General features: G+C 41.8%; 17 protein-coding genes. 8 read left to right on the plus strand and 9 right to left on the minus strand.

The window, feature by feature from the left end:
- Nucleotides 1-31 precede the first annotated feature (31 nt).
- From BN35_RS05185 to BN35_RS05205, 5 genes are all read right to left on the minus strand, one after another.
- Nucleotides 32-1789, minus strand: a complete 1758-nt coding sequence (locus BN35_RS05185; RefSeq protein WP_025071750.1) for a gamma-glutamyl-gamma-aminobutyrate hydrolase family protein — start codon at nucleotides 1787-1789, stop codon at nucleotides 32-34.
- Complete coding sequence (locus tag BN35_RS05190) at nucleotides 1786-2265, minus strand: Lrp/AsnC family transcriptional regulator (RefSeq protein ID WP_008125100.1); 480 nt, start codon at nucleotides 2263-2265, stop codon at nucleotides 1786-1788. The genes BN35_RS05185 and BN35_RS05190 overlap by 4 nt, the downstream gene beginning before the upstream one ends.
- Before the next feature lie 261 nt (nucleotides 2266-2526).
- A complete protein-coding gene (locus BN35_RS05195; protein WP_025071749.1) occupies nucleotides 2527-3438 on the minus strand; it encodes an FKBP-type peptidyl-prolyl cis-trans isomerase in 912 nt (303 codons plus the stop codon).
- 121 nt (nucleotides 3439-3559) lie between these two features.
- The gene (locus tag BN35_RS05200; protein ID WP_025071748.1) at nucleotides 3560-4432 is read right to left on the minus strand and encodes an FKBP-type peptidyl-prolyl cis-trans isomerase; all 873 of its coding nucleotides are present in this window, start codon (nucleotides 4430-4432) and stop codon (nucleotides 3560-3562) included.
- Nucleotides 4433-4446: 14 nt separating this feature from the next.
- Nucleotides 4447-5052, minus strand: coding sequence for an FKBP-type peptidyl-prolyl cis-trans isomerase (locus BN35_RS05205; protein ID WP_008125090.1), 606 nt, complete (start codon nucleotides 5050-5052; stop codon nucleotides 4447-4449).
- Nucleotides 5053-5413: 361 nt separating this feature from the next.
- On the opposite strand from BN35_RS05205, the gene BN35_RS05210 reads away from it, so the two are divergent.
- On the plus strand, nucleotides 5414-6109 hold the full coding sequence (locus BN35_RS05210) for an SIR2 family NAD-dependent protein deacylase (protein WP_025071747.1): 696 nt from the start codon (nucleotides 5414-5416) through the stop codon (nucleotides 6107-6109).
- A gap of 469 nt (nucleotides 6110-6578) precedes the next feature.
- Nucleotides 6579-6932 (plus strand): DUF1893 domain-containing protein, encoded by a 354-nt coding sequence (locus BN35_RS05215; protein WP_036893210.1) that lies wholly within the window; start codon nucleotides 6579-6581, stop codon nucleotides 6930-6932.
- Between the two features lie 262 nt (nucleotides 6933-7194).
- On the opposite strand, the gene BN35_RS05220 is transcribed toward BN35_RS05215, so the two are convergent.
- Nucleotides 7195-8910, minus strand: coding sequence for a Na/Pi cotransporter family protein (locus BN35_RS05220; protein WP_044071276.1), 1716 nt, complete (start codon nucleotides 8908-8910; stop codon nucleotides 7195-7197).
- 95 nt (nucleotides 8911-9005) lie between these two features.
- Between BN35_RS05220 and BN35_RS05225 the strand changes: the two genes are divergently transcribed.
- Complete coding sequence (locus tag BN35_RS05225) at nucleotides 9006-10667, plus strand: nucleoside kinase (protein WP_025072996.1); 1662 nt, start codon at nucleotides 9006-9008, stop codon at nucleotides 10665-10667.
- Nucleotides 10668-10815: 148 nt separating this feature from the next.
- On the opposite strand, the gene BN35_RS05230 is transcribed toward BN35_RS05225, so the two are convergent.
- Nucleotides 10816-12300 (minus strand): alkaline phosphatase family protein, encoded by a 1485-nt coding sequence (locus BN35_RS05230; RefSeq protein ID WP_028900866.1) that lies wholly within the window; start codon nucleotides 12298-12300, stop codon nucleotides 10816-10818.
- A gap of 184 nt (nucleotides 12301-12484) precedes the next feature.
- Between BN35_RS05230 and BN35_RS05235 the strand changes: the two genes are divergently transcribed.
- Nucleotides 12485-13162, plus strand: coding sequence for a hypothetical protein (locus tag BN35_RS05235; RefSeq protein WP_025072995.1), 678 nt, complete (start codon nucleotides 12485-12487; stop codon nucleotides 13160-13162).
- Between the two features lie 159 nt (nucleotides 13163-13321).
- On the opposite strand, the gene ahpF is transcribed toward BN35_RS05235, so the two are convergent.
- Both ahpF and ahpC read right to left on the minus strand, forming a co-directional pair.
- Nucleotides 13322-14896, minus strand: coding sequence for an alkyl hydroperoxide reductase subunit F (gene ahpF, locus BN35_RS05240; RefSeq protein WP_025072994.1), 1575 nt, complete (start codon nucleotides 14894-14896; stop codon nucleotides 13322-13324).
- A gap of 157 nt (nucleotides 14897-15053) precedes the next feature.
- Nucleotides 15054-15620 carry an alkyl hydroperoxide reductase subunit C gene (gene ahpC, locus BN35_RS05245; RefSeq protein ID WP_008125072.1) on the minus strand — a complete coding sequence of 189 codons (567 nt, stop codon included), beginning with the start codon at nucleotides 15618-15620 and terminating at the stop codon, nucleotides 15054-15056.
- Between the two features lie 903 nt (nucleotides 15621-16523).
- Here ahpC and BN35_RS05250 point away from each other — a divergent pair.
- The 4 genes from BN35_RS05250 (at nucleotide 16524) to priA (ending at nucleotide 23318) form a co-directional block, all read left to right on the plus strand.
- Entirely contained in the window at nucleotides 16524-18212 is a 1689-nt protein-coding gene (locus tag BN35_RS05250; RefSeq protein ID WP_025072992.1) for a putative transporter, read from the plus strand.
- A 13-nt stretch (nucleotides 18213-18225) separates the two neighbouring features.
- Entirely contained in the window at nucleotides 18226-19632 is a 1407-nt protein-coding gene (locus BN35_RS05255) for a threonine/serine exporter family protein (protein WP_025072991.1), read from the plus strand.
- A 68-nt stretch (nucleotides 19633-19700) separates the two neighbouring features.
- Nucleotides 19701-20612: a LysR family transcriptional regulator gene (locus tag BN35_RS05260; RefSeq protein WP_025072990.1), complete on the plus strand. Its 912-nt coding sequence runs from the start codon at nucleotides 19701-19703 to the stop codon at nucleotides 20610-20612.
- 435 nt (nucleotides 20613-21047) lie between these two features.
- Nucleotides 21048-23318 carry a replication restart helicase PriA gene (priA, locus tag BN35_RS05265; RefSeq protein WP_028900867.1) on the plus strand — a complete coding sequence of 757 codons (2271 nt, stop codon included), beginning with the start codon at nucleotides 21048-21050 and terminating at the stop codon, nucleotides 23316-23318.
- Nucleotides 23319-23501: the final 183 nt, after the last annotated feature.

The following is a 23501-nucleotide window of genomic DNA, read 5'->3' on the forward strand; positions in this document are numbered from 1 at the left end:
GTTATTCGTTGTGATGTGCCAGCCTGTGCGTCTATTTTATTTTCATTTCTTGTGCTTGTTGCATGACTCTGAGCCAGTTGCCGCCCCATATCTTGGCAATATCTTCATCGCTGTAACGGTGGCGCAACAACTGAATAGTGAAGTTGATCATATACGATGAATCAGCCATACCACACACCCCACCGTCTCCATCAAAGTCTGTTCCGATGCCAACGTGGTCAATTCCCATGATTTCAATGGCATGTTCCAAATGACGTACACCGTCAAGGATGCTGGCTTTAACATTGTCAGTGCGCAAAAATCCATGGTAGAAAGTCGTCTGTACCACACCTCCCACCTTGGCGATAGCACGCAGTTGGTCATCGGTGAGATTGCGTGGGACATCACAGAGAGCCTTGCAGTTGCTGTGGCTGCACACAATAGGCGACTTGCTGATGTTCAGCGCATCGTAAAAACTCTGTTCGCCGCCATGCGAGAGGTCGACCATAATGCCACAATTGTTCATTTCTTGAATCACTTTCTCACCGAAATCGGACACGCCGTGATGCGTGTTGATGCTCTTGCGAGCACTGTCACAGATGGCATTGTCACCATTGTGACACAGTGTAATATAGGTAATACCCCGCTGCGCAAAATGTTGCACGTTGCGAATATCGTTTTCTATGGCAAGACCATTCTCAATGCCAAGCACGATACTCTTTTTCCCCTGTCGCTTGTTTTCGTAGAGTTGCTCGGGATGACGAGCGAGTGCAAGGTATTTTTTATTTGCTTTTACTATTTCTTCTATCTTGTCAAAGATAAGGTCAGCGTATGTCTTAGGACCTGCAACCTTAAAAGGTGCGATGTCTGCAAATGTCTCTCCGGGCATGGTTTGCGGCAGGTAAGCCACCATGGTCACAGCATCTTGGTGTCCTTCAGACATTTTGTGCAGGTCTACAAGGATACGACTGTCACGCTGCTCAAAGTGTATGCCTTGTGGAAAAAACATGGGTGTGTCGCAGTGTGAATCGAGGGTGAGGATGCGTTGGTGTAGGGCTTTGGCAGCTGCAAATTCTGTTGCACGCTTGACAAGCCACTCGAAAAGAGGAAGACCTGCCTTTTCCAACCATTCTGGATGCCACTGAACGCCCAAGATAGATTTATATTCAGTACTCTCCATTGCTTCAATAATGCCGTCTGGAGCAGTAGCTGTGGCAATAAATCTGTCTCCCGTATTGCTTACCGCTTGGTGATGAAAAGAGTTAACAAACAGCTTTTCAGATGGATAGATATGATAGAGCGTGCTGTTTTTTGCAATCGAAATACTGTGTGTCGGTTCGTTTTTATCGGCATCCTGATCGTGTTTAATTTGCGTATGGATGTCTTGTGTCACCTCTCCTCCCAAGGCAATGGCAAGCGTTTGCATTCCTCTGCAAATGCCAAGCATTGGGATTTGTCGATGATAAGCCAACACTGCAAGCCGCAATTCAGGTAAATCTCTGGTGGCATTGATATGCCCCAATCCCTTTTCTGGCTCCTTTCCCAACCACAACGGGTTGTGGTCAGCCCCGCCCGAAAATATCAACGCATCGATATTTTCAAGGGTATTGATCATTACATCGATATTCTCTATCGGTGGAATCAGCACAGGTGTGCCTCCAGCCTCGGTTACTTGCTGGTAATAACGTTCGCGTATAGAAGCATCGCCATCGGCATAATTGGTGGTAATGCCAATGATGGGAAGGTGCTTCGCGGGTGGAAAAGATGAATGAATACGGTCTAAATCAGCACGAAGATCGAAATCTATCATAGTTCTTCCACGTTAGCAGGAACTTCACGTTTAATGCTTTGATCTAATGAAATCAAGGTTTCGGTACTCACTACACCTGCAATCGTCTGTATGTGGTTGTTAAGTAAGTCCATCAGCTGTTCGTTGTCTCGGGCATACAGCTTGAGTAGCATCGTGTAAGAACCTGTGGTAAAGTGACATTCTACTACCTCTGGAATTCCTTGGAGTTGCTCAACCACCTTTTTGTACATGCTTCCACGTTCCAGATTGAGACCAATATAGGTGCATGTGGAATAGCCTAAACTCTTAGGGTTCACGTTGAAACTACTACCAGTAATGACTCCATTCTCTATGAGATGTTGCACACGTTGGTGAACAGCTGCACGAGAAACACCACATTCTGCGGCGACATCTTTGAATGGCATGCGTGCGTTATTTGACAAGATGCTTAAAATCTTCTTGTCAAGATTATCAATTTTTTCTGAATCTTTTCCCATTTTTTATTGTCATGTTTAAGTTAATCTGATAGCAAAAATAAGAATTTTAATTGAAAAAATCAACAATCGGTCTATAAAAATAACACTTACCGCTCATTATAACCTGTGGATGAGAAGAATTAAGTAGGAACTATTGGTGTAAAAAGTAAAAAACCTATTGCCAAAAATACTGATATTTTTTGGACAATAGGTTCATATGTATGGTCTGTATTCAGCGTTGTTACACCCTTTGGGGCATATGGCGAATACGAATAAAGACTGTTATTTCTTACTTTCGGGCTTTGTCGTTTTTTCCACACTGATAAGTTCTACCGTGAAAATCAAAGTGGAGTATGGCTGTATCTGTCCTGCTTGACGAGCGCCATATGCCAATTCTTGTGGAATATACAATTCCCATTTACTACCTACAGGCATCATAGAGAGGGCTTCTGTCCAACCTTTAATCACCTGATCGCAGCGAAACGAAGTGGTTTGTGGATTGCGTTGGTAAGAACTATCAAATATCTTTCCGTCAATGGTCTTGCCTTCGTACTTCACCGTTACCTTATCTTCTTTCTGTGGCACTTCTCCTGTTCCAGCAGTGATGATTTTGTATTGCAATCCACTTTGGGTTGTCTTGACGCCTGGTTGTGTTGAATTATTTTTCAACCATGCCGTGTTCGCATCCTTATAAGCTTTCTCTTTAGCCTCTTTGGCAGCGGTTGCACGCTCACGGAACAGTTCAGAAGCTTGGTTCACAGTGTATATGGTTGTATCGTTTTGTATTCCTGCCATAAATCCTTGTTCAAAGATTTTTGTATTTATCTCTTCTGATGTTCCTTTGAAAGCTTCAGTGGTTTGTGGAAGAATGCGGCTTTTTACCATTCGTGCAATGGCCTGACCGGCATGACGAGCCTTAAATTCAGGCGTATCTACCTGCTCCAATGCTTCTTGAAAAGCGGTTAAGAACTCTTTCATATGTGCTTCATCAACTCCATACTCGTGTTGTAAAAAAGGAAGTAGTCCGTTGGTCGCTGCCATACCAGTAGCAAAGCTCAACGAATCTTGCGGTGTTAAGATGGCTTGTGCTGTGCTTTTAGTCTGTTTTTTTTGATGCTTCTTTTTGTCAGTTGTACCCCATGAAGTGACGGATATGGCTAAGAAGCATAGCGAAAAGAGAATGATTTTCTTCATAATTTAATGGTAGGATTAAGAAAGACTCACCTTATATGAATTGCTCTGTTTCCTATTTGTATCAGAAACTAGCACATACAGGGTGAGCCTTTGTAAATGTAATGATGTTGCGAACAGCAACTTATTTTTCTATGCTTAGTAATTCAATCTTAAAGATGAGTACAGAGAATGGCTTAATCTGTCCTTGTTCACGCTCTCCGTAAGCTAAGTCTTGAGGGATATACACTTCCCAAACAGAACCTACTGGCATGTGAACGAGTGCATCTGTCCAGCCTTTGATGACCTGATTAGCACGCAAGGTCACAGGGTTTCCACTCTTATATGAGCTGTCAAACACATTACCGTCTAAAGTTTTGCCTTCATAGTGAACCTTTACCATAGAGGTATCAGATGGCATTGCACCGTTACCAGCTTTGATAACCTTGTACTGTACACCGCTTGGTAAGGTCTTTACATCTTTCTTATTCTTGTTTGCAGCAAGGAATTTCTCACCAGCTGCCTTGTTGGGGCCGTATTCTTTTTCCATCATCTTGCTGCGAATGGCAACCATCTTCTTTTGAGCTGTCTCGCCTGCCTGTTCAATGGTCATCAAACCTTTCTTGCCAGTTGTTCCTGTAATGAAACCAGCCATGAAGTTTTTCAAAGAGATACTCTTGGTAGAGTCACTACCAAATACTTCTTGATTGATACCAGTAATCATCTGGTTGCTAATCTGTTGTCCAATTTGGATACCTGCATAATAAGCAGCGCGAGCTTTATCATCGCCTGCATTAGCACCCTCGTTTAAGCCTTTGATGAACTGATCCATATAAGTGGTATCGATGTTCATACGAGCTACCAAGAAGTCTTTCAGACCTTGTGTCTGTGACATACCCATGGCATAGCTCAGGGTGTCAATATCGGTCTTTAGATCTGCTTTAGGAGTTGAATTGCCACAACCTGTAAATGTTGCAGCAGCAATAGCCAAAGCGGCTACAAAAGTCAGTTTTTTCATTGTTTATAGTTTTATTAAATTACTTCGATGAGTTCTACGTCAAATATGAGTGCTGCGAAAGGAGGAATAGAAGAGCCTGCACCATGCTCGCCATAACCTAAGTGGTAGGGAATGAAGAAGCGGTATTTGGCACCCTCTTTCATCAGTTGTAAGCCTTCTGTCCAACCTGCAATGACTTGGTTTAGTCCAAATGTAGCAGGCTCTCCACGCTGAATGCTACTGTCAAAAAGAGTTCCGTCTACCAACATTCCTTCGTAATGACATTTCACTTGGTCGGTTGCTTTAGGTTTCTTACCTGTACCTTCTGAAAGCACTTGATATTGTAAGCCTGAAGGTAAAGTAATCACTCCCTCTTTTTTTGCATTTTCGTTAAGGAAGTTTTGTCCTTCTGCCATAGCTACTTTTCCTTTTTCTGCGGCAGCTGCACGCTGCTTGGTTTCTTGTTCTTGGAAGAAAGTTTGTACCAAGGATTGTGCTTCCTCATTGCTAATTTGTGGTTTCGTACCTGCGATTACATCCTTAATGGCTTGTGAAAAATCGTCTATATTAAGCCCCTTGGCACCCATATCAGATAACTGTTGACCGATACCGAGCCCCAAAGCGTAACTTACTTTGTCCATATTCAATTAATTATAGTTGGTATGTATAGTTTTAAAACAGGGACAAAGATAACAAAAAACTATCATAGACGGGATTTATTTATCAAAAAAATACTATTTTTGTAGAAATTAAACTGCACCTCAACAAACTAAGTAAACTTGTTTGTGTTCGGTTTGTATTATTTTTGTAGAAATTAAACTGCACCTCAACAAACTAAGTAAACTTGTTTGTGTTCGGTTTGTATTAATTTTGTAGAAATTAAACTGCACCTCAACAAACTAAGTAAACTTGTTTGTGTTCGGTCGGTTTACTTTTATGATGATGAAATGGCACAATCATGTCTACTTTTAGGAAAATAAATTTATAGACAACAATATAATCATGAAAAAGATAGTGTTTTTGACAGGCGCTGGAATGTCAGTGGAAAGTGGGTTTAAGACCTTTCGAGGTAGTGATGGACTCTGGGAGAATTATCCAGTAGAGCAGGTGGCATCTCATGAAGGTTGGGAAGCCAATCCTACGCTGGTAACTAACTTTTATAACATGCTTCGTAAAAAACTGTATGATGCTCAGCCTAACGAGGGGCATCGACTAATACAGCAGTTGGAAGAGAAGTATGATGTAACAGTTATCACGCAGAATGTCGACAATCTGCATGAACGAGCTGGTTCGTCACGTGTTGTTCATCTACATGGTGAATTAACAAAGGTCTGCTCCAGTCGTGAACCTTATAATGAGGCTTACATTCGTGAACTCACGAAAGATAATGCGGAGGTTACTCCCGGTGCAAAAGCTGATGACGGTTCTCTTTTACGTCCTTTCATCGTTTTCTTTGGTGAGAGTGTACCTATGATTTCTGTAGCTGCACAGTATGTTCAACAGGCTGATATCTTTGTGATTATAGGAACCTCTCTTAATGTTTATCCTGCTGCTGGATTGGTGGGATATACAAAACCAGGTTGTCCAATTTATTTAATTGATCCCGATCATGTCGGAACCAGTGGTATTGCTCGCCTCGAACACATTCAAAAAGGGGCGAGCGAAGGGATGAAAGACTTGCTTCGGATATTGGATTAGCCGCTTCTTGTGGACGAGTGGAAGTGGGACAAACTATGAGGTGTACCATCTGGTTGCATCCTCTCGTCTGCTTAAAGATACGCATGAGTTCGGTAAAACAGTCTATTTTGGAGCGCAAAACAGACTGTTTTCCTTACCAAAACAGTCTGTTTTGGCTGGTTCTATAAATTAGCTTTGTTAGATTTTGAGCTTATTTTTGAGGTCAAAATGCAAGAGAGTGAAGGAGTGTAGCGAGCTACACGACTGAACGAACTTACATTTTGAACCAAAAAGAAGCCAAAAGATAACAAAACGTATTTCATAAACATTTGATGACTATGTGCGGTGGTAATTTATAGAACCAGCCTTAAATAACGGTGAAAAGTTTGATGTTCTCCAAAATAATTAGTATATTTGCAATAGGCATCATAATGATGCGGGTAAAGAAACTTCATTACACGACTCAAGAGTTCAATCAACAGGAGGAGGAATGCTTATGATGAGTGAATTAATTGATATGTTACACACCGAGGATTGCTCCATGGTGTTGCTACACGAGGGGAATATTCGCACTTTTAAGGGGCGTGGCGTTCGAACGCTCTACCACCTTTTGAACGATGCACCCGAATCTCTCTTAAAATCTAAGATAGCTGTGAAGGCAGTAGGAAAAACTGCTGCACGTGCCATGACCGAAGGAGGCGTGGTGGAAGTCTATGCCGATGTGATGAGTCAAGAGGCTTATGCATGGCTGGAAGACGCTGGTGTGAAAGTGAATTGTGAAAAGAAAGTAGACCATCAACGCTTTTTGAAAATATGGGCGGAGATGGGAGAAATCAAGGATTAAAGTCTCACTTTCAACTCGTAGTTTTGGCTTTTGGCTGGTTCTATAAATTAGCTTTGTTAGATTTTGAGCTTATTTTTGAGGTCAAAATGCAAGAGAGTGAAGGAGTGTAGCGAGCTACACGACTGAACGAACTTACATTTTGAACCAAAAAGAAGCCGAAAGATAACAAAACGTATTTCATAAACATTTGATGACTATGTGCGGTGGTAATTTATAGAACCAGCCATTTACGAGTGTTCGACAGCTAAGGCGCCTTGAACCACTACCCATTGTGCTGGCGAATACCCATGCGCGCTTCAACCACGTTCACTACATAGTCACCGAGTTTTTCGCACTCTTGGATAATATCCATGTAGATAGTACCAATAGCATAAGTGTATAGGTGGTTATTGATATCTGTGATATTTTTTGTTTTGAGTTGATTGCGATAGTTGTTAATCTCGGTTTCGATATTGAAAGAGCGATTGACGTCAAGGTTAGATTTGCGCCCAGATAACAACACATTCATTTGAGTAAGTGCGTCATCTGTCAACTCAAACATCTGATGCATCTGCTCATATTTCTTCTCCGTGAACTCTTCTTTACCTGCACGTTTACGTTTCAATGAACGAGCAATATTGTAACAACTGTCCCCAATGCTTTCTATCTCGGTAATTTGTCGCAGCATGGAACGGATTTTCAACTTGGTGTCATCGCTGAGATGTGCCGTACCAATCTGATCTAAATAGTTGGCAATCTCTATTTCCATGTTGTCACTGATGCCTTCGTACTTTTCTATTCTGTCAAAAAGCTTTGCAAATTTGTTTTCATCCTCTATTCCTAACAACTCTCTAACCATGTTGAACATGCGTTGGATACGTTCGGCAAAGGACTGAATCTCTTTGTGTGCTTCCAAAACAGATAGCTCTGGAGTCTTCATAATGCCCATCTGAATGAAGCGTAAGCGGAAGTCTTCTTCATCGTCTTTTTTGCTTGGTTTAATCATCGCACATACTAATTTCTCAATTTGTGGAATGAACCAAATGAGAACAGAGGTGTTCAACACATTAAAAGAGGTGTGAAAAGCAGCCAAAACAATAGGAAGTTTCACAGCTAATTGCTCTTGTGTCAGGACATGATTGGTGGGATCGTAATGAACAAGACTACAAACGCCATTTACAAAAGGATAGAAAACACAAAGTACCCAAATCACTCCGATGACATTAAACACCAAATGTGCCAAGGCTGTACGCCGAGCTTGTGTGTTTGCTCCTAAGGCTGCAAGGTTGGCAGTGGCTGTAGTACCAATGTTTTCGCCCATTACCAAGGCTATTCCGAGATAAATCGGTAGCACGCCAGTAGAGCATAATAAGATGGTAATCGCCATGACTGCAGCAGAAGATTGGACTAAACAAGTAATAACAGTACCAATCAATAAAAAGGAAAGAACGGTAAGATAGGAATCTACATCAAATGACTTGAAGAAATCGATGATTGCTGGATTGTTCTCTAATTGTAGTTCTTTTCCTGCTACACTAAGTAGTACAAGACTGAAAAACATGAAGGAAAGTCCGAAGAGGAAATCACCTATATAGCGCATCTTACGGCTGTAGATGAGGATAATGCCGACCAAAAAGGCAGGAAACACAAAACTTGTCAAGTCTACGGAGTAGCCCAACGACATAATCCATGCGGTGAGCGTGGTACCAATATTCGCACCCATGATGACTGATATAGCTTGTGCCAAGGTGAGCAAGCCTGCATTTACAAACGAAACAGTCATGACCGTGGTAGCCGAAGACGACTGAACGGCACAGGTAATGAATGTTCCAGTGAGCATTCCAGTGAATCGATTGGTGGTCATGGCTCCTAAGATGTGACGTAACTGTGCGCCCGCCATTTTTTGTAATGCCTCACTCATGACTTTCATGCCATAAATCAGCAAGGATAGAGAACCAATAATCTTAAAAAAAATAGCTAAGTACTCACTCGTTGTCATCATAATTGTATTGTAATGCGATATATTTTTGTACTTCGAGAAAAATGATTAACTTTACATCGTATAACTTTCACGAACTTAAATCAGTAGACCAAATGAAACAGATGCTGCATATACGTTGCAAAAATAATAAAAAAATTAAAGACGTAGCTATCGGAAGCACACTTTCTGAAGTTTTTGATGAATTTAAATTAGAAATGCCCTTTGGACCCATCTGTGCAAAGGTGAATAATAAAGTTTGCGGGATGAACTTATGTCTATATCATAACAAGGATGTTGAGTTTTTGGATATGTACAATAGTTCTGCGCAACGTAACTATACGAGGACTTTGTTTTTTATACTTTGTAAGGCTGTACACGACTTATATGCAGGGTCGGAAGTGGTGATTGATATCCCAGTATCGAATGGCTATTACATTAACCTAAAGATAGGACATGAGGTGAGTGAAGAGGATGCTGTGCGTATACGTGAGCGCATGCAACAGATTATTGATGCAAAAATCCCTATAGTGCGCTATCAAGTTCCTACAGAAGAGGCAATAAAGATGTTTGAAAGCAAGGGGGATGAAGCTAAGGTGAAATTGTTGCGGAGCATCGGTTCATTGTACACAGTATATCATCAGATTGATGATTATGTGGACTATTATTATGGTTCCTTATTGCCGAACACGGGAGACATTTATCTTTTTGGACTGGAAAAATATTACGAGGGACTGTTGCTGCGTATTCCTTCTAAAGAAAATCCAGCGAAGTTAGGTGAATTGATAAGGCAGGATAAAATGTTTGAAGTATTCTTGGAGCAGCATCGTAGACAGCACATATTAGGGGTAAGTACCGTCGGCGATTTTAACGAAGCTGTGCAACAGGGGCATGCTACCGATATGATAAACATCAGTGAGGCACTTCAGGAAAAGAAAATCTCACAGATAGCCGATAGCATTGCCATGCATCCAGATGTCCGAATGGTTCTCATCGCTGGTCCCTCTTCTTCAGGGAAGACAACATTCTGCAAGCGATTGAGCATCCAATTGTTAGCCAATGGCATCCGTCCCGTGCAGATTTCGCTTGACGACTACTTTGTAGATCGTCATCGAACACCGTTAGACAGCAATGGAGACTTTGATTATGAAAGCCTTTATGCTTTGGATCTTCAACTCATCAACCAGCAGTTTAGTGCGCTTTTCCGTGGAGACGAAGTGGAATTACCCAAATATAATTTCTTGACAGGAAAAAGCGAAAAGAGTGGGAAGAAAATGCGTTTGGAAGAGCGGCAGGTATTGGTGGTTGAGGGAATCCATGCTTTGAATCCTGAATTGACGGCTCAAATTCCCGACAAACAGAAGTTTAAAGTATATATATCAGCATTGACAACGATTCTTTTGGATGACCATAATTATATTCCAACCACAGACAATCGATTGTTGAGGCGTATCATTCGGGATAATAAATATCGTGGCGTGAGTGCGCAAGAGACCATTAAACGATGGCCAAGTGTAAGAGCTGGCGAGACAAAATGGATTTTCCCTTATCAGGAAAATGCAGACATCATGTTTAATACTGCCATGCTTTACGAGCTTGCCGTCATCAAGTCGCAAGCTGTCCCATTGTTAGAACAAGTGCCAGAGAATTGCGAAGAATATGCAGAGGCTTACAGATTGCGGAAGTTCTTAGCGTACATCAAGCCGATTTCTCATAGAGATTTGCCTCCTACAAGTCTTATTCGGGAGTTTTTAGGTGGTAGTTCTTTCAGGTACTAACCCTACCTTTAGTCTCAATCTCTCTTCATTTTGCGGAGAGATGAATACTTACAGCAAAAGGCTTGACAAGGATTTCCTTATCAAGCCTTTTGCTATAATGGTGCTAATGTGGCGTTCTATGTAACGCAAAGTTTTCCTTTCCTAAGCTTTAATCATTGTCGGCAACTTCCTCAATCGTCTCTCCAATGCAAGCATTCGGCTCTTGTATGTGCAGCATGGAGCAGACTGTAGGTGCTATATCTATAATGTGTGTAGTCTTTGCTGTTTGTCCATGTTCAACTTTCCAGCCCATAAAGATGAGAGGAATGTGTGCATCGTATGGATTCCAAGCGCTGTGCGTGGTGCCAATGTACTTCTCATCTACCTTAGCAGCCACTACGTTCGGGTTGCAAACAACTTGAATGTCTCCGCTACGATGAAGATGATAACCGTTTGCTAATTGTTCTTTTAGTTTGGAAGGCAAGGTGGTAGCATTCAAATTTTGCATATCTACTACAAATGCGAATTGTGGATCTTTGCTTAAAAAGTTGACAGCTTCTTGCTTAACTTTGTCAATTTGAAGATTTGCTTTTACTATAGCTTCTTGGTTAATGTGCAGGGAATAAGCGTAAAACCAATTAAATAAGCTGTCTACACCAAACTTTTGTTGCAAATGAGCGTTTAGCTTATCCATGGTGGCTTGTGCATCGTATCCACCTGCTGGTATGCGTTGAGCCTTCATCTCATTAGGGTTGTGAGCACCACCATGGTCAGCAGATAAGAAAAGAAGATAGTTACCACGACCAACTTGTGCATCTAATGTCTTTAGAAATTGTGCCAATTCTTTGTCTAATTGCAAATAAGCAGCCTTTACTTCAGGGCGTCGAGTGCCATAAATATGACTGATAATATCCGTTGGGGACACACTAACGCATAACATATCCGTCGTATTTCCCTTGCCAAGCTGTTCATTCAGGAGTGCAGCTTCTGCCATCTTAAAGGTCATGGTAATTCCTTTCGTGTCGGCAAGCATATCGAATCCTGGTTCTGCCTGATTGTCTTTGTTGAATTTGGTCATCCATTTAGGCAACTTATCCATATAAAACGAGCTTGTAACAAAGTGTCCAGCTTTCTTGTCCCACCAATAGGCAGCATTCGCAGCGTGCCCTGCTGGAAGTATCGCAGCGCGATCTTTTAATGCAATGCCAATCACTTTTGATTGATAGTTGGTGGCAATCCTTAACTGGTCGCCTATCGTTGTGGCAAGTAGATTGCAAGGTGACATCTGTCCTGTACTGTTATTGCTTCCCACACTCTTTACATTTTTATCAAAACAGCAATACACGGGTTGTCCATTCAGTCTGAAATTGTTGCCTGCAATACCGTGAAGTGCGGGAACACTTCCTGTATAAATGCTTGTATGTCCAATAGCTGTGACCGTTGGTGTGTAGTTGATAAGCGTTTTCTCACAGCTGAAACCTTCGTTGAGAAGTCTTTTGAAGCCGCCTTCTCCAAATTCATTGTAATAATAATACAGATAGTCCCATCGCATTTGGTCTACTGCTAATCCGATAACTAATTTGGGTCTTTCTACTTGTGCCTGACTGATTAAGGCACATAAACATAAAACACAACTGATTAATATTTTCTTCATAACTTTGATAATATGAGTTTTCGTTCAATGAACATATACTATTTTTCGGAATGACACCTGTTAAATGTTCACTTTTATAGATTGCAAAGTTAGTGATTATCTGCTCAAAAAAAACAAAATAATATGACATTCGTGGTACAATTTAATTTTTTTGAGTATCTTTGGACCGAAAGGAGAGCAAACCATGGAAAATAAAACACAAGATAATTTATCAGATAAATACGTAGACAGCATTGAGTTGCGACAAATAGATAAGTTTGTTTGTGATGAGATGTCACGCCAGATTCACCGCTATATCAAGGCAATGTCTGGCTCAAAGACCATGATGGAAAAGTTTGAAGCAAATTTGTCTACGCTGACTATTCCGCAAAAAGAAGAAGCCATTGCTCGTTATATTGACTTAAATCGCAAGGTGTTGAGTGGATTAGACTGGCAAATAGTGGTGGCACGTGCCATGGCTAATTACTGTGATACATTCAGCTATTTGCTCACATTGATGCATGATGAACGTAAAATGGCGTTTTATTTGGAGCGTGTGAAGAGTAAATACATTCGGTATCATGAGGTAATTGAGGAACAAGGCAAGTTTGGTCTCAAGAATTATCAGGGAGAAATCATGGTTCACCCCATATACGATTTTGTTCGTACGTGTTATGTTTATGTCGATGATCTCATGACTATGCCTGTAATTGTGCAAAAAGGAGGCAAGATGGGACTGATACTTCCCGATGGGAAGGATACTATCGTCGCTCCTTTTGAGTACGATGATATTTCCTTGCGAGATGAATATCCTTATTTTGAGGCTATTCGTGGCAATGAAGAGGGATATATAGATAGGTATGGAAAGTTCATTCCAAAATAATTTTTCTGTGACATAACCGAGCAGCTTTCCATAAAATATATGACGAAACAAGAAGAGCGATTGGGGTTGTGCAATGCCACCAATCGCTCTTTTCAATCTTGTTCACAATGTTCCATCTATAGCATTCATGTCAATTTGCATGAATAGAGATAACGTTCGTTATTCTTGAAGACGTGGTATTACGCCCCTAATCCTGTCGTCAAAGGCTGAAAGGGCAGCTTTGGCACCTTCACCCATGGCAATCATGATTTGTTTGTAAGGTACGTTGGTCACGTCTCCAGCGGCATAAACACCAGATACGGACGTCCTACAATAGTTGTCCACCTCTATCTCGTGACGTTGATTTAACGGAAGAGCCTCACGGAAAGGGTCGGCATTGGCAGCCAATCCTATCTGTACAAAGATGCCGTCTACCGATATGTCTCGCTCTTCATCGTTGTTGCGGTCCTTCACACGAATGGCTGTTACTTTTTGTCCGTCGCCCACGATAGCCGTAGTTTGTGCCATGGTGAATATTTCCACGTTATCCAAGCTCTTTGCTTTGTCTTGTAAAACGGTGTCAGCTCGTAAGGTCTCACCAAATTCAAGCAAGGTTACCTGTTTGCAGATGCCTGCCAAATCGATAGCTGCTTCTACGCCAGAGTTGCCTCCTCCGACCACTGCTACATGCTTGTTCTTATAGAAAGGACCGTCGCAGTGGGGACAAAAGTGTACGCCATGCCCCATATACTTTGCCTCATCTTGTACGTTGAGCTTTCTCCAACTTGCGCCTGTGGCAATGATGACCGCAGGTGAGATAAATATTTCACCGCCTTTTATGTGTACCTTCTTTAGTTCTTCGTCGAAAAATGCCTTGTCAACCCTTCTGTTGTCAAACACATCAATAGAATATTCCTTGAGGTGGGTAAGGAGGTTGTCAGCCATCTTCGCTCCTGTTGTCTTGGGAACAGAGATGAAGTTTTCGATGCCAACCGTATCTTTCATCTGTCCACCGATATTATTTGCAATGATAGCTACATGCAAACCCTTGCGTGCAGAATAAATAGCTGCCGACGCTCCAGCAGGACCACCTCCCACAACTACGACATCGTAATGGCGTTCCACAGGTTCTTCGTTCTCATCCTCTTCGCTACCAATCATGTCTTCTAACTTGGTCAACAGCTCTCCCAAGCTGCCTCGTCCAATGTGCAATAACTCCCCGTTGGCATATACCGTTGGGACAGCTTGAATATTCAAGCGCTCTACCTCGTCTTGAAACAGGGCGCCATCTACCATTTCGTGCGTAATTTTTGAACTGATTAGCGCCATAACGTTCAACGCCTGTACGATGTCGGGACAGTTGGTGCAGGTTAACGAGACGTATGTTTGCAGTTTGATGTTTCCTTTGAGACGTTGGATGCGCTTGCAAATCGCATCATCGGGCAGGTTCTTGCCCTTGCCATCGGCATTTAGGATAGCCAAAAGAAGCGACGTAAACTCATGACCGTTGGGTATGCCACGAAACATAACGCCTGTTTCTTCATTGTCTTTCAGCAGAGAGAACTGAATAGTCATGTCATCGGTCTCCGCAAATTGTGCCTTAAAAAGCTGGGATGTGGAAACAAAGTCGTTGATAAATTCTTTTAGTTCTGCGGCTTTTTCATGTTGCGGATGCGCCGTTACTTTGAAAGTATATTGGTGGGTTAAGTCTTTGAAGACATCTTTAACCTGTTGTAGGATGGTTGTATCTAACATTGTGCTATAACTTATTATGTGAGGGTAGTTTGTTTTTCTTTGCGTTTCTTGCGGAAATACAAAAGGAATAAAAAAGGTAGCTGGAGAAAACAACAACGATACTTGGTTCGTAGGTATTTTCTTTCAGCTACCAGTCAAGTTTGGTTCTTGTGTCTTTTTATAGTTTTCCTACCAAGTCGATACTTGGTTTCAGTGTCTCTTCACCCTGCTTCCACTTCGCTGGACAAACTTCACCGGGGTGAGATTCTACGAACTGTGCTGCTGATACCTTACGTACCAACTCGTCTGCGTTGCGACCAATGCTGTTGTCTTGAATCTCTGCAATCTTAATCTTGCCCTCTGGATCTACCAAGAAAGTACCGCGATAAGCTACACCTTCATCCTCTTTGTACACGCCAAAGCCCTTTGCCAATACTGCCAATGGGTCGGCAAGCATGGTGTAGTTAATCTTCTTGATGCTGTCAGATGTGTCGTACCATGCTTTGTGTACAAAGTGGGTATCGCAACTAACAGAGAACACCTCTACGCCCATCTTCTTTAATTCTTCGTACTTGCCTGCCAAGTCAACCAACTCTGTAGGACATACAAAGGTAAAGTCGGCTGGGTAGAAGAAGAAGATTGCCCATTTGCCCTTGATATCTTCGTTTGAAACTGTCTTAAACTCTCCTTTTTGGAATGCCTGAACCTTAAACTCAGGTACTTGTGCGTTGATAATTGTTTCCATTTTTATTGTTTTTATTTTATGATTATGTAATGTAATGAACAAACGACTTATTTCGTTTGTAATCATTACAAAGTTATTAATAAATCTGTAAATACAATCAATTCTTAGCCATAATAATACAAATAATAACCATAATTATAGCTTTTTCTTCGATTTTAACATATTTATCAATGTATTCCTCTTTTCCGCTGCTCCTTTCGTATCGAATATTTATCATGCCACATTTGTTCATCTTCCGTGAGATAGAGAGACAAGCAACGGTTTTCTTATGATAAGAATCAGCCACAACTCTATCATTTTAGACTGATGTTTTTATAAAGAAAAGCATCCATAAAACAGCATATAGTAAGATTGGCAACACGCAGGATTGAAGGATAATTAATGCTGAATTTTCTTTACAAAGTGCCTCTCATAACTCGCGTAAAAACAACCAATGGCAAAGTTGGTCGCAAATACGCGAATTTTGAGCGACTTTCTTAACTTGTTGTTATTGAATGTGTTATACTTATGTCGTCTCTTTTCATTCGTGTTTTTACCACCTTTTGGCGATTGAAGCATTGAGATAAGCCTGCTATTTGCATACTTTAATGCTGCTACTGTATGTGAATAACACCTTTAATACATGTTTCCAAGAGCGTAAACTCAATGTTTCAGCTTGAAAATGCGCTTATTTTGTTCAAATCAAGGCATTTTTGCATGTCGTTTGCCTATTGATTTTTTCTATTTTGAAGATTTTAGATGGTCGTTTTTTGGTAAAATGATTGGACAAAAACAGTAGATGTCTTTACGCCGAAAGGTTAGTATTGAAAAGTATGATAACGAACATCGTTAAAATTTATGGCTGCCATTTGGTGGCGTTTATTAATTTCGATACCTTTGTAAGCGAATACTATAATATATGCAATGGAGGTAATAGAGAATCTTTTCAGGGGATTTCCTGAACTCTGGGGCGGAGGAGTTGCCCATTCGGTGATGATATTATCGTTGGTTATCACGATTGGTTTATCATTAGGTAAGCTGAAGGTTCACGGGGTGTCGCTTGGCTTGGCTTGGATATTGTTTGCGGGTTTGCTGTTCGGGCATTTTCAGTTTAATTTGGACGAACATTTACTTCACTTTCTCAAAGAATTTGGCTTGATATTGTTTGTCTATTCTATCGGACTTGAAGTGGGACCTGGTTTCTTTTCTTCTTTCAGACGAGGCAGCAATACGCTCATTGGGTTGGTGACAATAGTGATAGCCATGAGCTTGGTTATCGCCATTTCCATTTATTACATATCGGATACACCGATTACCACTATCGCCGGAATTTTGTCGGGTGCTGTAACGAATACGCCTGGGTTGGGTACTGCACAACAGGCTTACAGTGACCTGCGTCACATCGATGCTCCTACCATTGCCAGCGGTTATGCTGTGACCTATCCCATGGGTGTGTTGGGAGTTATCATTTCGTTCATTATTTTGAAGTGGGTGCTTCGGATTAATGTGAAAAAAGAAGAGGCTGCCGCTTTGGTCGGTGTGGGACACTTAGAAGAGGTGACACTTAATACTTTTGCGGTGAAAGTGAGCAACGAGATGATGCAGGGGGTGACGGTAAAGCACCTCAGAGAGCTGTTGAAACGCAATTTTATGGTTTCTCGTATTTATCGAGAGGGGACTCAGATGCATCAAAATATCGTCAGTGCAAAGACAATGATTCAGCTCGGAGATAGCCTACTCATCGTCAGTCGACCGAAAGATGAAGAACCAATTTGTGCTTTGTTGGGCGCAAAAGAGGAAATAGACTGGAAGAAGTTTGGGAAACAAATGGTATCTCGTCGCATCTTAATCACTAAATCATCGGTCAACGGCAAGACTTTGGAGCAGATGAAGATACCAAATACCTTTGGTGTGAACGTGACACGTGTCAATCGTTCGGGTGTTGACTTGGTGGCAACAGGACAATTGAAACTGCAAATGGGTGACAAATTGACGGTGGTGGGCAATGAACTTTCCATTAGTCATGTAGAACAAGTGTTGGGCAACTCTATGAAGCGTCTGAACAATCCTAACTTAATTCCTATCTTCTTGGGTATCGTTTTAGGATGTATCTTGGCAAATGTACCTTTCTTTATACCGGGTATTTCGGCAAATCTACGCTTAGGTTTGACGGGTGGTCCTCTCATTGTGGCTATTTTGATTGGTTATTTTGGTCCTAAATACAATTTGGTGACTTACAATACTATCAGTGCCAACCTCATGTTGCGCCGCTTCGGATTGTGTATATTTTTGGCTTGTGTGGGACTTGGAACAGGCGAGGACTTCGTCCAAACCATTGTATCGCAGTCGGGTATGCAATGGATTTTATACGGTTTGTTGATAACAATGTTGCCCATCCTCTTCGGGGGAATCATAGGCAGATATGTATTCCACATTAATTACTTCACGCTGGTGGGAGTGCTGGCGGGTGCCCATACCAATCCTCCTGCATTGGCTTATGTCAATGATATGACGCAGAGCGATTCTCCGTCGGTAGGTTATTCCACCGTATATCCGTTTGCCATGTTCCTAAGAATTCTGACAATACAGATGATGATTTTTGTGTTTGGATAAAGTTTCTTGATAGATGACTAAGAATAAACAAATAACGACAGATGCACAGCTGGTGCATCGTAAACTGGATTTACTGTTACAAGTAGGGTGCTACTTGATGGATTGTTCTGCTGACACCACTTTGATAGTTCGAGATATGAAGCGTGTAGAGGCATATTTGGGACTGGACAGCCAGTTTCTTCACGTGTATATCAACTATAATGTCATTTTGGTGAACTACAGTGATGAAAGTACTTCCTATACAAGATTTCGCAGATGCGATCGCCATGCCATTGATATGGCTGGAATTACTCGAGTAAGTCACCTTACATGGGATGCTATTCGGTATAATTACAGCTTAGATGAGTATCAGGAAAAATTAGATGAAATCAAGAAGAGACCACGCTATTACACGCCTTGGCAGGTAGCCACTGCCGCAGGCTTTGCGTGTGGTGGTTTCTGTATACAGTTTGGTTGTGATTGGCCGGCCTTCTTTTATGCATCATTGGCGGCTATCCTTGGTTTCCGATTGCGTATGTTTTTGGGAGCGAAGGGTGCCAACACATACATTTGTATTTGCGTGGGTGCATTCATTTCCACGATTGTGGCATGGCTCAGTTCGTTCCTTTCGCTAAATGCAAGCATAGCCTCTTTGTTACCATCGTTCATGCTTACCAACACTCCTTGGCATCCATTGTTGGCGTGTGCTTTGTTCATTGTGCCAGGTGTTCCGCTCATCAATTTCGTGAGCGACATGCTTGGTGGACACATACAGACAGGGTTAATCCGTGCACTTAACGTTTTTCTCATGATTGTAGCCATGGTCTTTGGTATCGGTTTTGCTATTAAGGTTTGCGGAATTGATAACTTTGTGCGCGATTTGTCAATGACGCCTCACCACACTTATTGGGAGTTTGCTATTGCGGCTGCTATTTCTGCCATGGGATTCTCTACCATATTTAATACCCCCAAACGCCTTTTGCCGATGATAGCCATAGGAGGTATTATCGCAGTGTGCAATCGTAATTTTGTCAACTTGGGTCCCAGTACGGGTAATATAGGATTGGATCAAGGGCTTATAATAGGCTCGTTGGCAGGCTCAACGTTAATTAGTTTGATATGTACCATGGCAATGCACTGGTTTCATACGCCTCATCAATGCCTGTCCATACCCAGTGTTATCCCTATGGTACCAGGAGTTTTAATGTACAGAGCAGTGTTCGCTTTTGTAGATATGCAAGGAGTAGTGGGCGAAGTGACGGTAGGCATGCACAACTTCATGCTTGCTTCTCTGGTTATTTTGGTTATTGCCATTGGGGTGGCTATTCCGAACATCTTTGTACATAGTATGCTGTATAGTCGACGAAAAATAAAATTATATCGTTTATTGATACAACGCAAACACATGGACATTGAGAATATTGATGTCAAGATACAATAGTTTGATTAAGTGTGTGGGCATGGATTGTAAATCAAGACATACCTTTACATTCATGGTAAAAAGATGATATGGAAATTAGACAGTTGAAATACTTTCTCAAAGTAGCCGAAACGCTCAATTTTTCTGAAGCAAGTCGGCGGTTATTTATAACGCAGAGTACGCTTTCTCAGCAAATCAGTCATCTGGAACAGGAGATTGGTTTGCCACTGTTTGAGCGAAATAGTCATGAGGTTTATCTCACAGAACCCGGCAAAGAACTGTTACCTTATGCCATGAAAGCCGTTGTTGCCACCGATTCTTGCATCGCCCACATAGAAGACTTAAAGCAAATGGTAACGGGTGAGTTGAACATCGGTGTGACTTACTCGTTTAGTACTATCATGATGGATACGATGGTAGATTTTATGAAAGACTATCCCGGTGTGAAGCTCAATATCTTTTATCATTCGATGGACGAACTCTTGGAGATGTTAAAGAGCAGGAAGGTAGATTTTGTTTTAGCCTTTTTACCGCTTCAGTCAGACAAAGAAATTGATAGTCGCATTATCTTTACTAACCGTCTGGCAGCCATCGTTAACCAAAATCATCCCTTGGCAAATCAGCAGCGTATCCACTTAAAGGAATTGGAACGCTTTGGACTGGTGTTGCCTGCACGTGGCCTCTTGGCTCGCCATGCCTTTGAGCGACTGATAAGTCATCAAGATTTAGAGTTAAAAGTTAAGGTTGAAGTGAATACTATCGACTTGATATTCCAGCTGTTGCATCGTTCCAATTATATTTCTATCTTGGCAGAGTCCACGGTAGTACATGAGGAAGGATTGAAAGCGCTTCCTCTGGATACGCCAGACAATCAAATGGAAGGGTGCATACACTTCTTGAAGGATGCTTATATGAAGCATTCTGCGCAAGAGTTTATCAAGATGCTGTGTCAGTCTACCAGCATCTTGACAAACTTTACCTTAAAAGATGTGTTGCAATAGGGACGACTAATGGCGATCGTTCCATTTCACAATTCCAACACATAATAAGGTACACACGATAATCTCGGCTGCAATACAATAAATGGTCATCATCTTTTTTATTTTTTAATTTTAACTGTGGTTTTCTGAGACTGTAACAGTAGTGTTGTTTCAACGCTGTAAATAATTACCAGTCCTGTAAATAACTGATATCCAAAGCAAAGATACAGGGTTCTTTTGCATTCTCGAACGGATTATTATGATAATTTCTTAAGGTAGTTATCGCTTGTATCAATACCACTCCTCACACTTACCTCATGCCTAAAGTGACTGTTACTAACTATATTTTAGGCTCGCTTTGGTACACGAATCTGTAAGGTACAATTTCGTTGGAAGAAATATCTGTGTTTGTTTCTTGGGGTATTCCTTACTTTCTCTTAACTTTGTGGTCGGCTCATGAAATATGTAGATGTTATCGTTCCGTTGCCATTAGAAGGCTCTTTTACTTATGCTGTACCCGAAAACTTAAGGGATAGGGTGCGGTTTGGGGTACGTGTTGCCGTAACGTTCGGCACCTCAAAGGTGCATACGGCTATCGTTGTTCACGTACATGACAATGTGCCTGATTTTAAGGTGAAGGCGATTATTGATGTTATTGACGACCAACCGATGCTCTTAACGCAGCAATACCAACTGTGGAAATGGCTATCGGCTTACTATATGGCACCCCTTGGGGATGTCTATAATGCAGCATTACCCGCAGGTTTGAAGGTAGAAGAGAATTATAAGCCTCGCATGGAGACGTATATCGACTTGTGTCCGCCTTATCGTTCGGAGCAAGCGTTGAGTGTAGCTTTCGACTTATTGAATCGAGCGCAAAACCAACAAGAGGTGTTGACGCACTTTTTGCGCATTTCGCATTGGGAGACTTTACAAGGAACCGTAATGAGCGAGCCTGTCGTGGACATTACTCGTGAGGAATTAATGAATGTGGCACGCTGTTCGTATGCGGTGATTAAGCGGTTGGTAGAGCGTAAAATCTTGTTCACTTACGAGCGAGAGGTAGGACGAATCGGCGATGCGGGCGAAGAACATGTAGAAAATATCAAGCGTCTGAACCAAGCGCAGCAAGATGCTTATAACCAAATTGTTTTTCAGTTCCTTAAAAAGAATGTCGTTTTATTGCATGGAGTAACCTCGAGTGGTAAAACAGAAATTTATATACACCTTATTAAAAAGGCACTCGATGAGAAAAAGCAGGTGTTGTATTTGCTACCAGAAATTGCTCTCACAGTGCAAATTACCAGTAGACTAAGACACGTGTTTGGCAACAAATTGGGTATCTATCATTCTAAATATAGTGATGCCGAACGAGTTGAAATATGGAAGAAACAGCTTTCATCTCATCCTTATGAGGTAATATTGGGTGCACGTAGTGCCGTATTCTTGCCCTTTCAGCAGCTTGGATTAGTGATTATCGATGAAGAACACGAAACCTCTTTCAAGCAACAAGACCCTTCGCCACGCTATCATGCACGGTCGGTAGCTATCATGTTGGCTCAAATGTATGGTGCCAAGACTTTATTGGGGACGGCTACACCTTCGGCAGAAAGCTATTATAATGCGACACAGGGCAAATATGGTTTGGTAAGTTTGACCACTCGTTATCAAGGAATAGAATTACCCGAAATACAAGTCATTGACACGAAAGACTTGCAGCGACGCAAGATGATGACGGGACCATTTTCGCCCACACTCATTGCTGCTATTAACGAAGCTTTGCAAAACAACCAACAGGTGATATTGTTTCAAAACCGACGTGGCTTTGCACCCATGATAGAGTGCCGCACTTGTGGTTGGGTTCCTAAGTGTACCAATTGTGATGTGTCGCTCACCATGCACAAGCGTATGAACTTATTGACTTGTCATTACTGCGGTTATACTTATCAGGTTCCTACGGTATGTCCTGCATGTGGCGCAACCGATTTGCGTGGCAGAGGCTATGGAACCGAAAAGGTGGAAGAGTATGTAAGGCAACTGTTTCCTGAAGCTCGTGTTGCCCGTATGGACTTAGACACCACCCGCACACGTAATGCGTACGAACGATTGATTGACGACTTTTCTTGTGGACGCACAAATTTGCTCATTGGTACGCAAATGGTGAGCAAAGGCTTGGATTTCGATCGTGTTAGTGTGGTGGGAATACTGAATGCGGATACCATGCTGAACTATCCCGACTTTCGCGCTTACGAGCATGCCTTCATGATGATGGCGCAGGTAAGCGGTAGGGCAGGCAGGAAAGGCGCACGTGGTAAGGTGTTGCTGCAAACCAAAAATAAAGACTTGCCTGTGATAAGGCAGGTGGTTGAGAATGATTACGAAGGTTTTTTTAAGGCACTGTTAGACGAACGTAAGATGTTTTCCTATCCTCCTTTTTATCGCTTGGTGTATGTTTATTTGAGGCATCGTTACGAACAAGTGGTAGAAACAGCGGCAGTAGAATTGGGAAGCAGGCTCAGACAAGGGTTGGGTGAGCGTATTTTAGGTCCTGACAAACCATCGATAGCACGCGTTAAAAACCTGCACATCCGCAAGATTGTCATCAAGTTGGAGAACGGTATCGACCCAAAGGCGGTGCGCCTTTACTTGCGTACCGTGCAGCAACAACTGTTGCAGGACAAGCGTTATGCCGCCCTGCAAGTGTACTATGACGTGGATCCGCAGTAAATATCGTTGGACGATATTGCTTCTTTTTTAAGCGAGATAGATGTAGCTATCTCGCTTTTCTTTTTCATGGCGATGAAATATTTCTTTTACATGATTGTAACATCTATGTCCTAATTTTGCACTCGTAAAAGTGAACAAGCTAACGATATGAAGAAGATTGTTTTAACGACAGTGCTGATTTTA

The organism is Hoylesella timonensis 4401737 = DSM 22865 = JCM 15640 (genome assembly GCF_000455445.1).
Classification (GTDB): Bacteria; Bacteroidota; Bacteroidia; order Bacteroidales; family Bacteroidaceae; genus Prevotella; species Prevotella timonensis.

Coding starts and splice junctions, on each gene's coding strand:
- BN35_RS05185 (WP_025071750.1), bottom strand. CDS start 1,789: ATGATAGATTTCGATCTTCGTGCTGATTTAGACCGTATTCATTCATCT.
- BN35_RS05190 (WP_008125100.1), bottom strand. CDS start 2,265: ATGGGAAAAGATTCAGAAAAAATTGATAATCTTGACAAGAAGATTTTA.
- BN35_RS05195 (WP_025071749.1), bottom strand. CDS start 3,438: ATGAAGAAAATCATTCTCTTTTCGCTATGCTTCTTAGCCATATCCGTC.
- BN35_RS05200 (WP_025071748.1), bottom strand. CDS start 4,432: ATGAAAAAACTGACTTTTGTAGCCGCTTTGGCTATTGCTGCTGCAACA.
- BN35_RS05205 (WP_008125090.1), bottom strand. CDS start 5,052: ATGGACAAAGTAAGTTACGCTTTGGGGCTCGGTATCGGTCAACAGTTA.
- BN35_RS05210 (WP_025071747.1), top strand. CDS start 5,414: ATGAAAAAGATAGTGTTTTTGACAGGCGCTGGAATGTCAGTGGAAAGT.
- BN35_RS05215 (WP_036893210.1), top strand. CDS start 6,579: ATGCTTATGATGAGTGAATTAATTGATATGTTACACACCGAGGATTGC.
- BN35_RS05220 (WP_044071276.1), bottom strand. CDS start 8,910: ATGACAACGAGTGAGTACTTAGCTATTTTTTTTAAGATTATTGGTTCT.
- BN35_RS05225 (WP_025072996.1), top strand. CDS start 9,006: ATGAAACAGATGCTGCATATACGTTGCAAAAATAATAAAAAAATTAAA.
- BN35_RS05230 (WP_028900866.1), bottom strand. CDS start 12,300: ATGAAGAAAATATTAATCAGTTGTGTTTTATGTTTATGTGCCTTAATC.
- BN35_RS05235 (WP_025072995.1), top strand. CDS start 12,485: ATGGAAAATAAAACACAAGATAATTTATCAGATAAATACGTAGACAGC.
- ahpF (WP_025072994.1), bottom strand. CDS start 14,896: ATGTTAGATACAACCATCCTACAACAGGTTAAAGATGTCTTCAAAGAC.
- ahpC (WP_008125072.1), bottom strand. CDS start 15,620: ATGGAAACAATTATCAACGCACAAGTACCTGAGTTTAAGGTTCAGGCA.
- BN35_RS05250 (WP_025072992.1), top strand. CDS start 16,524: ATGGAGGTAATAGAGAATCTTTTCAGGGGATTTCCTGAACTCTGGGGC.
- BN35_RS05255 (WP_025072991.1), top strand. CDS start 18,226: ATGACTAAGAATAAACAAATAACGACAGATGCACAGCTGGTGCATCGT.
- BN35_RS05260 (WP_025072990.1), top strand. CDS start 19,701: ATGGAAATTAGACAGTTGAAATACTTTCTCAAAGTAGCCGAAACGCTC.
- priA (WP_028900867.1), top strand. CDS start 21,048: ATGAAATATGTAGATGTTATCGTTCCGTTGCCATTAGAAGGCTCTTTT.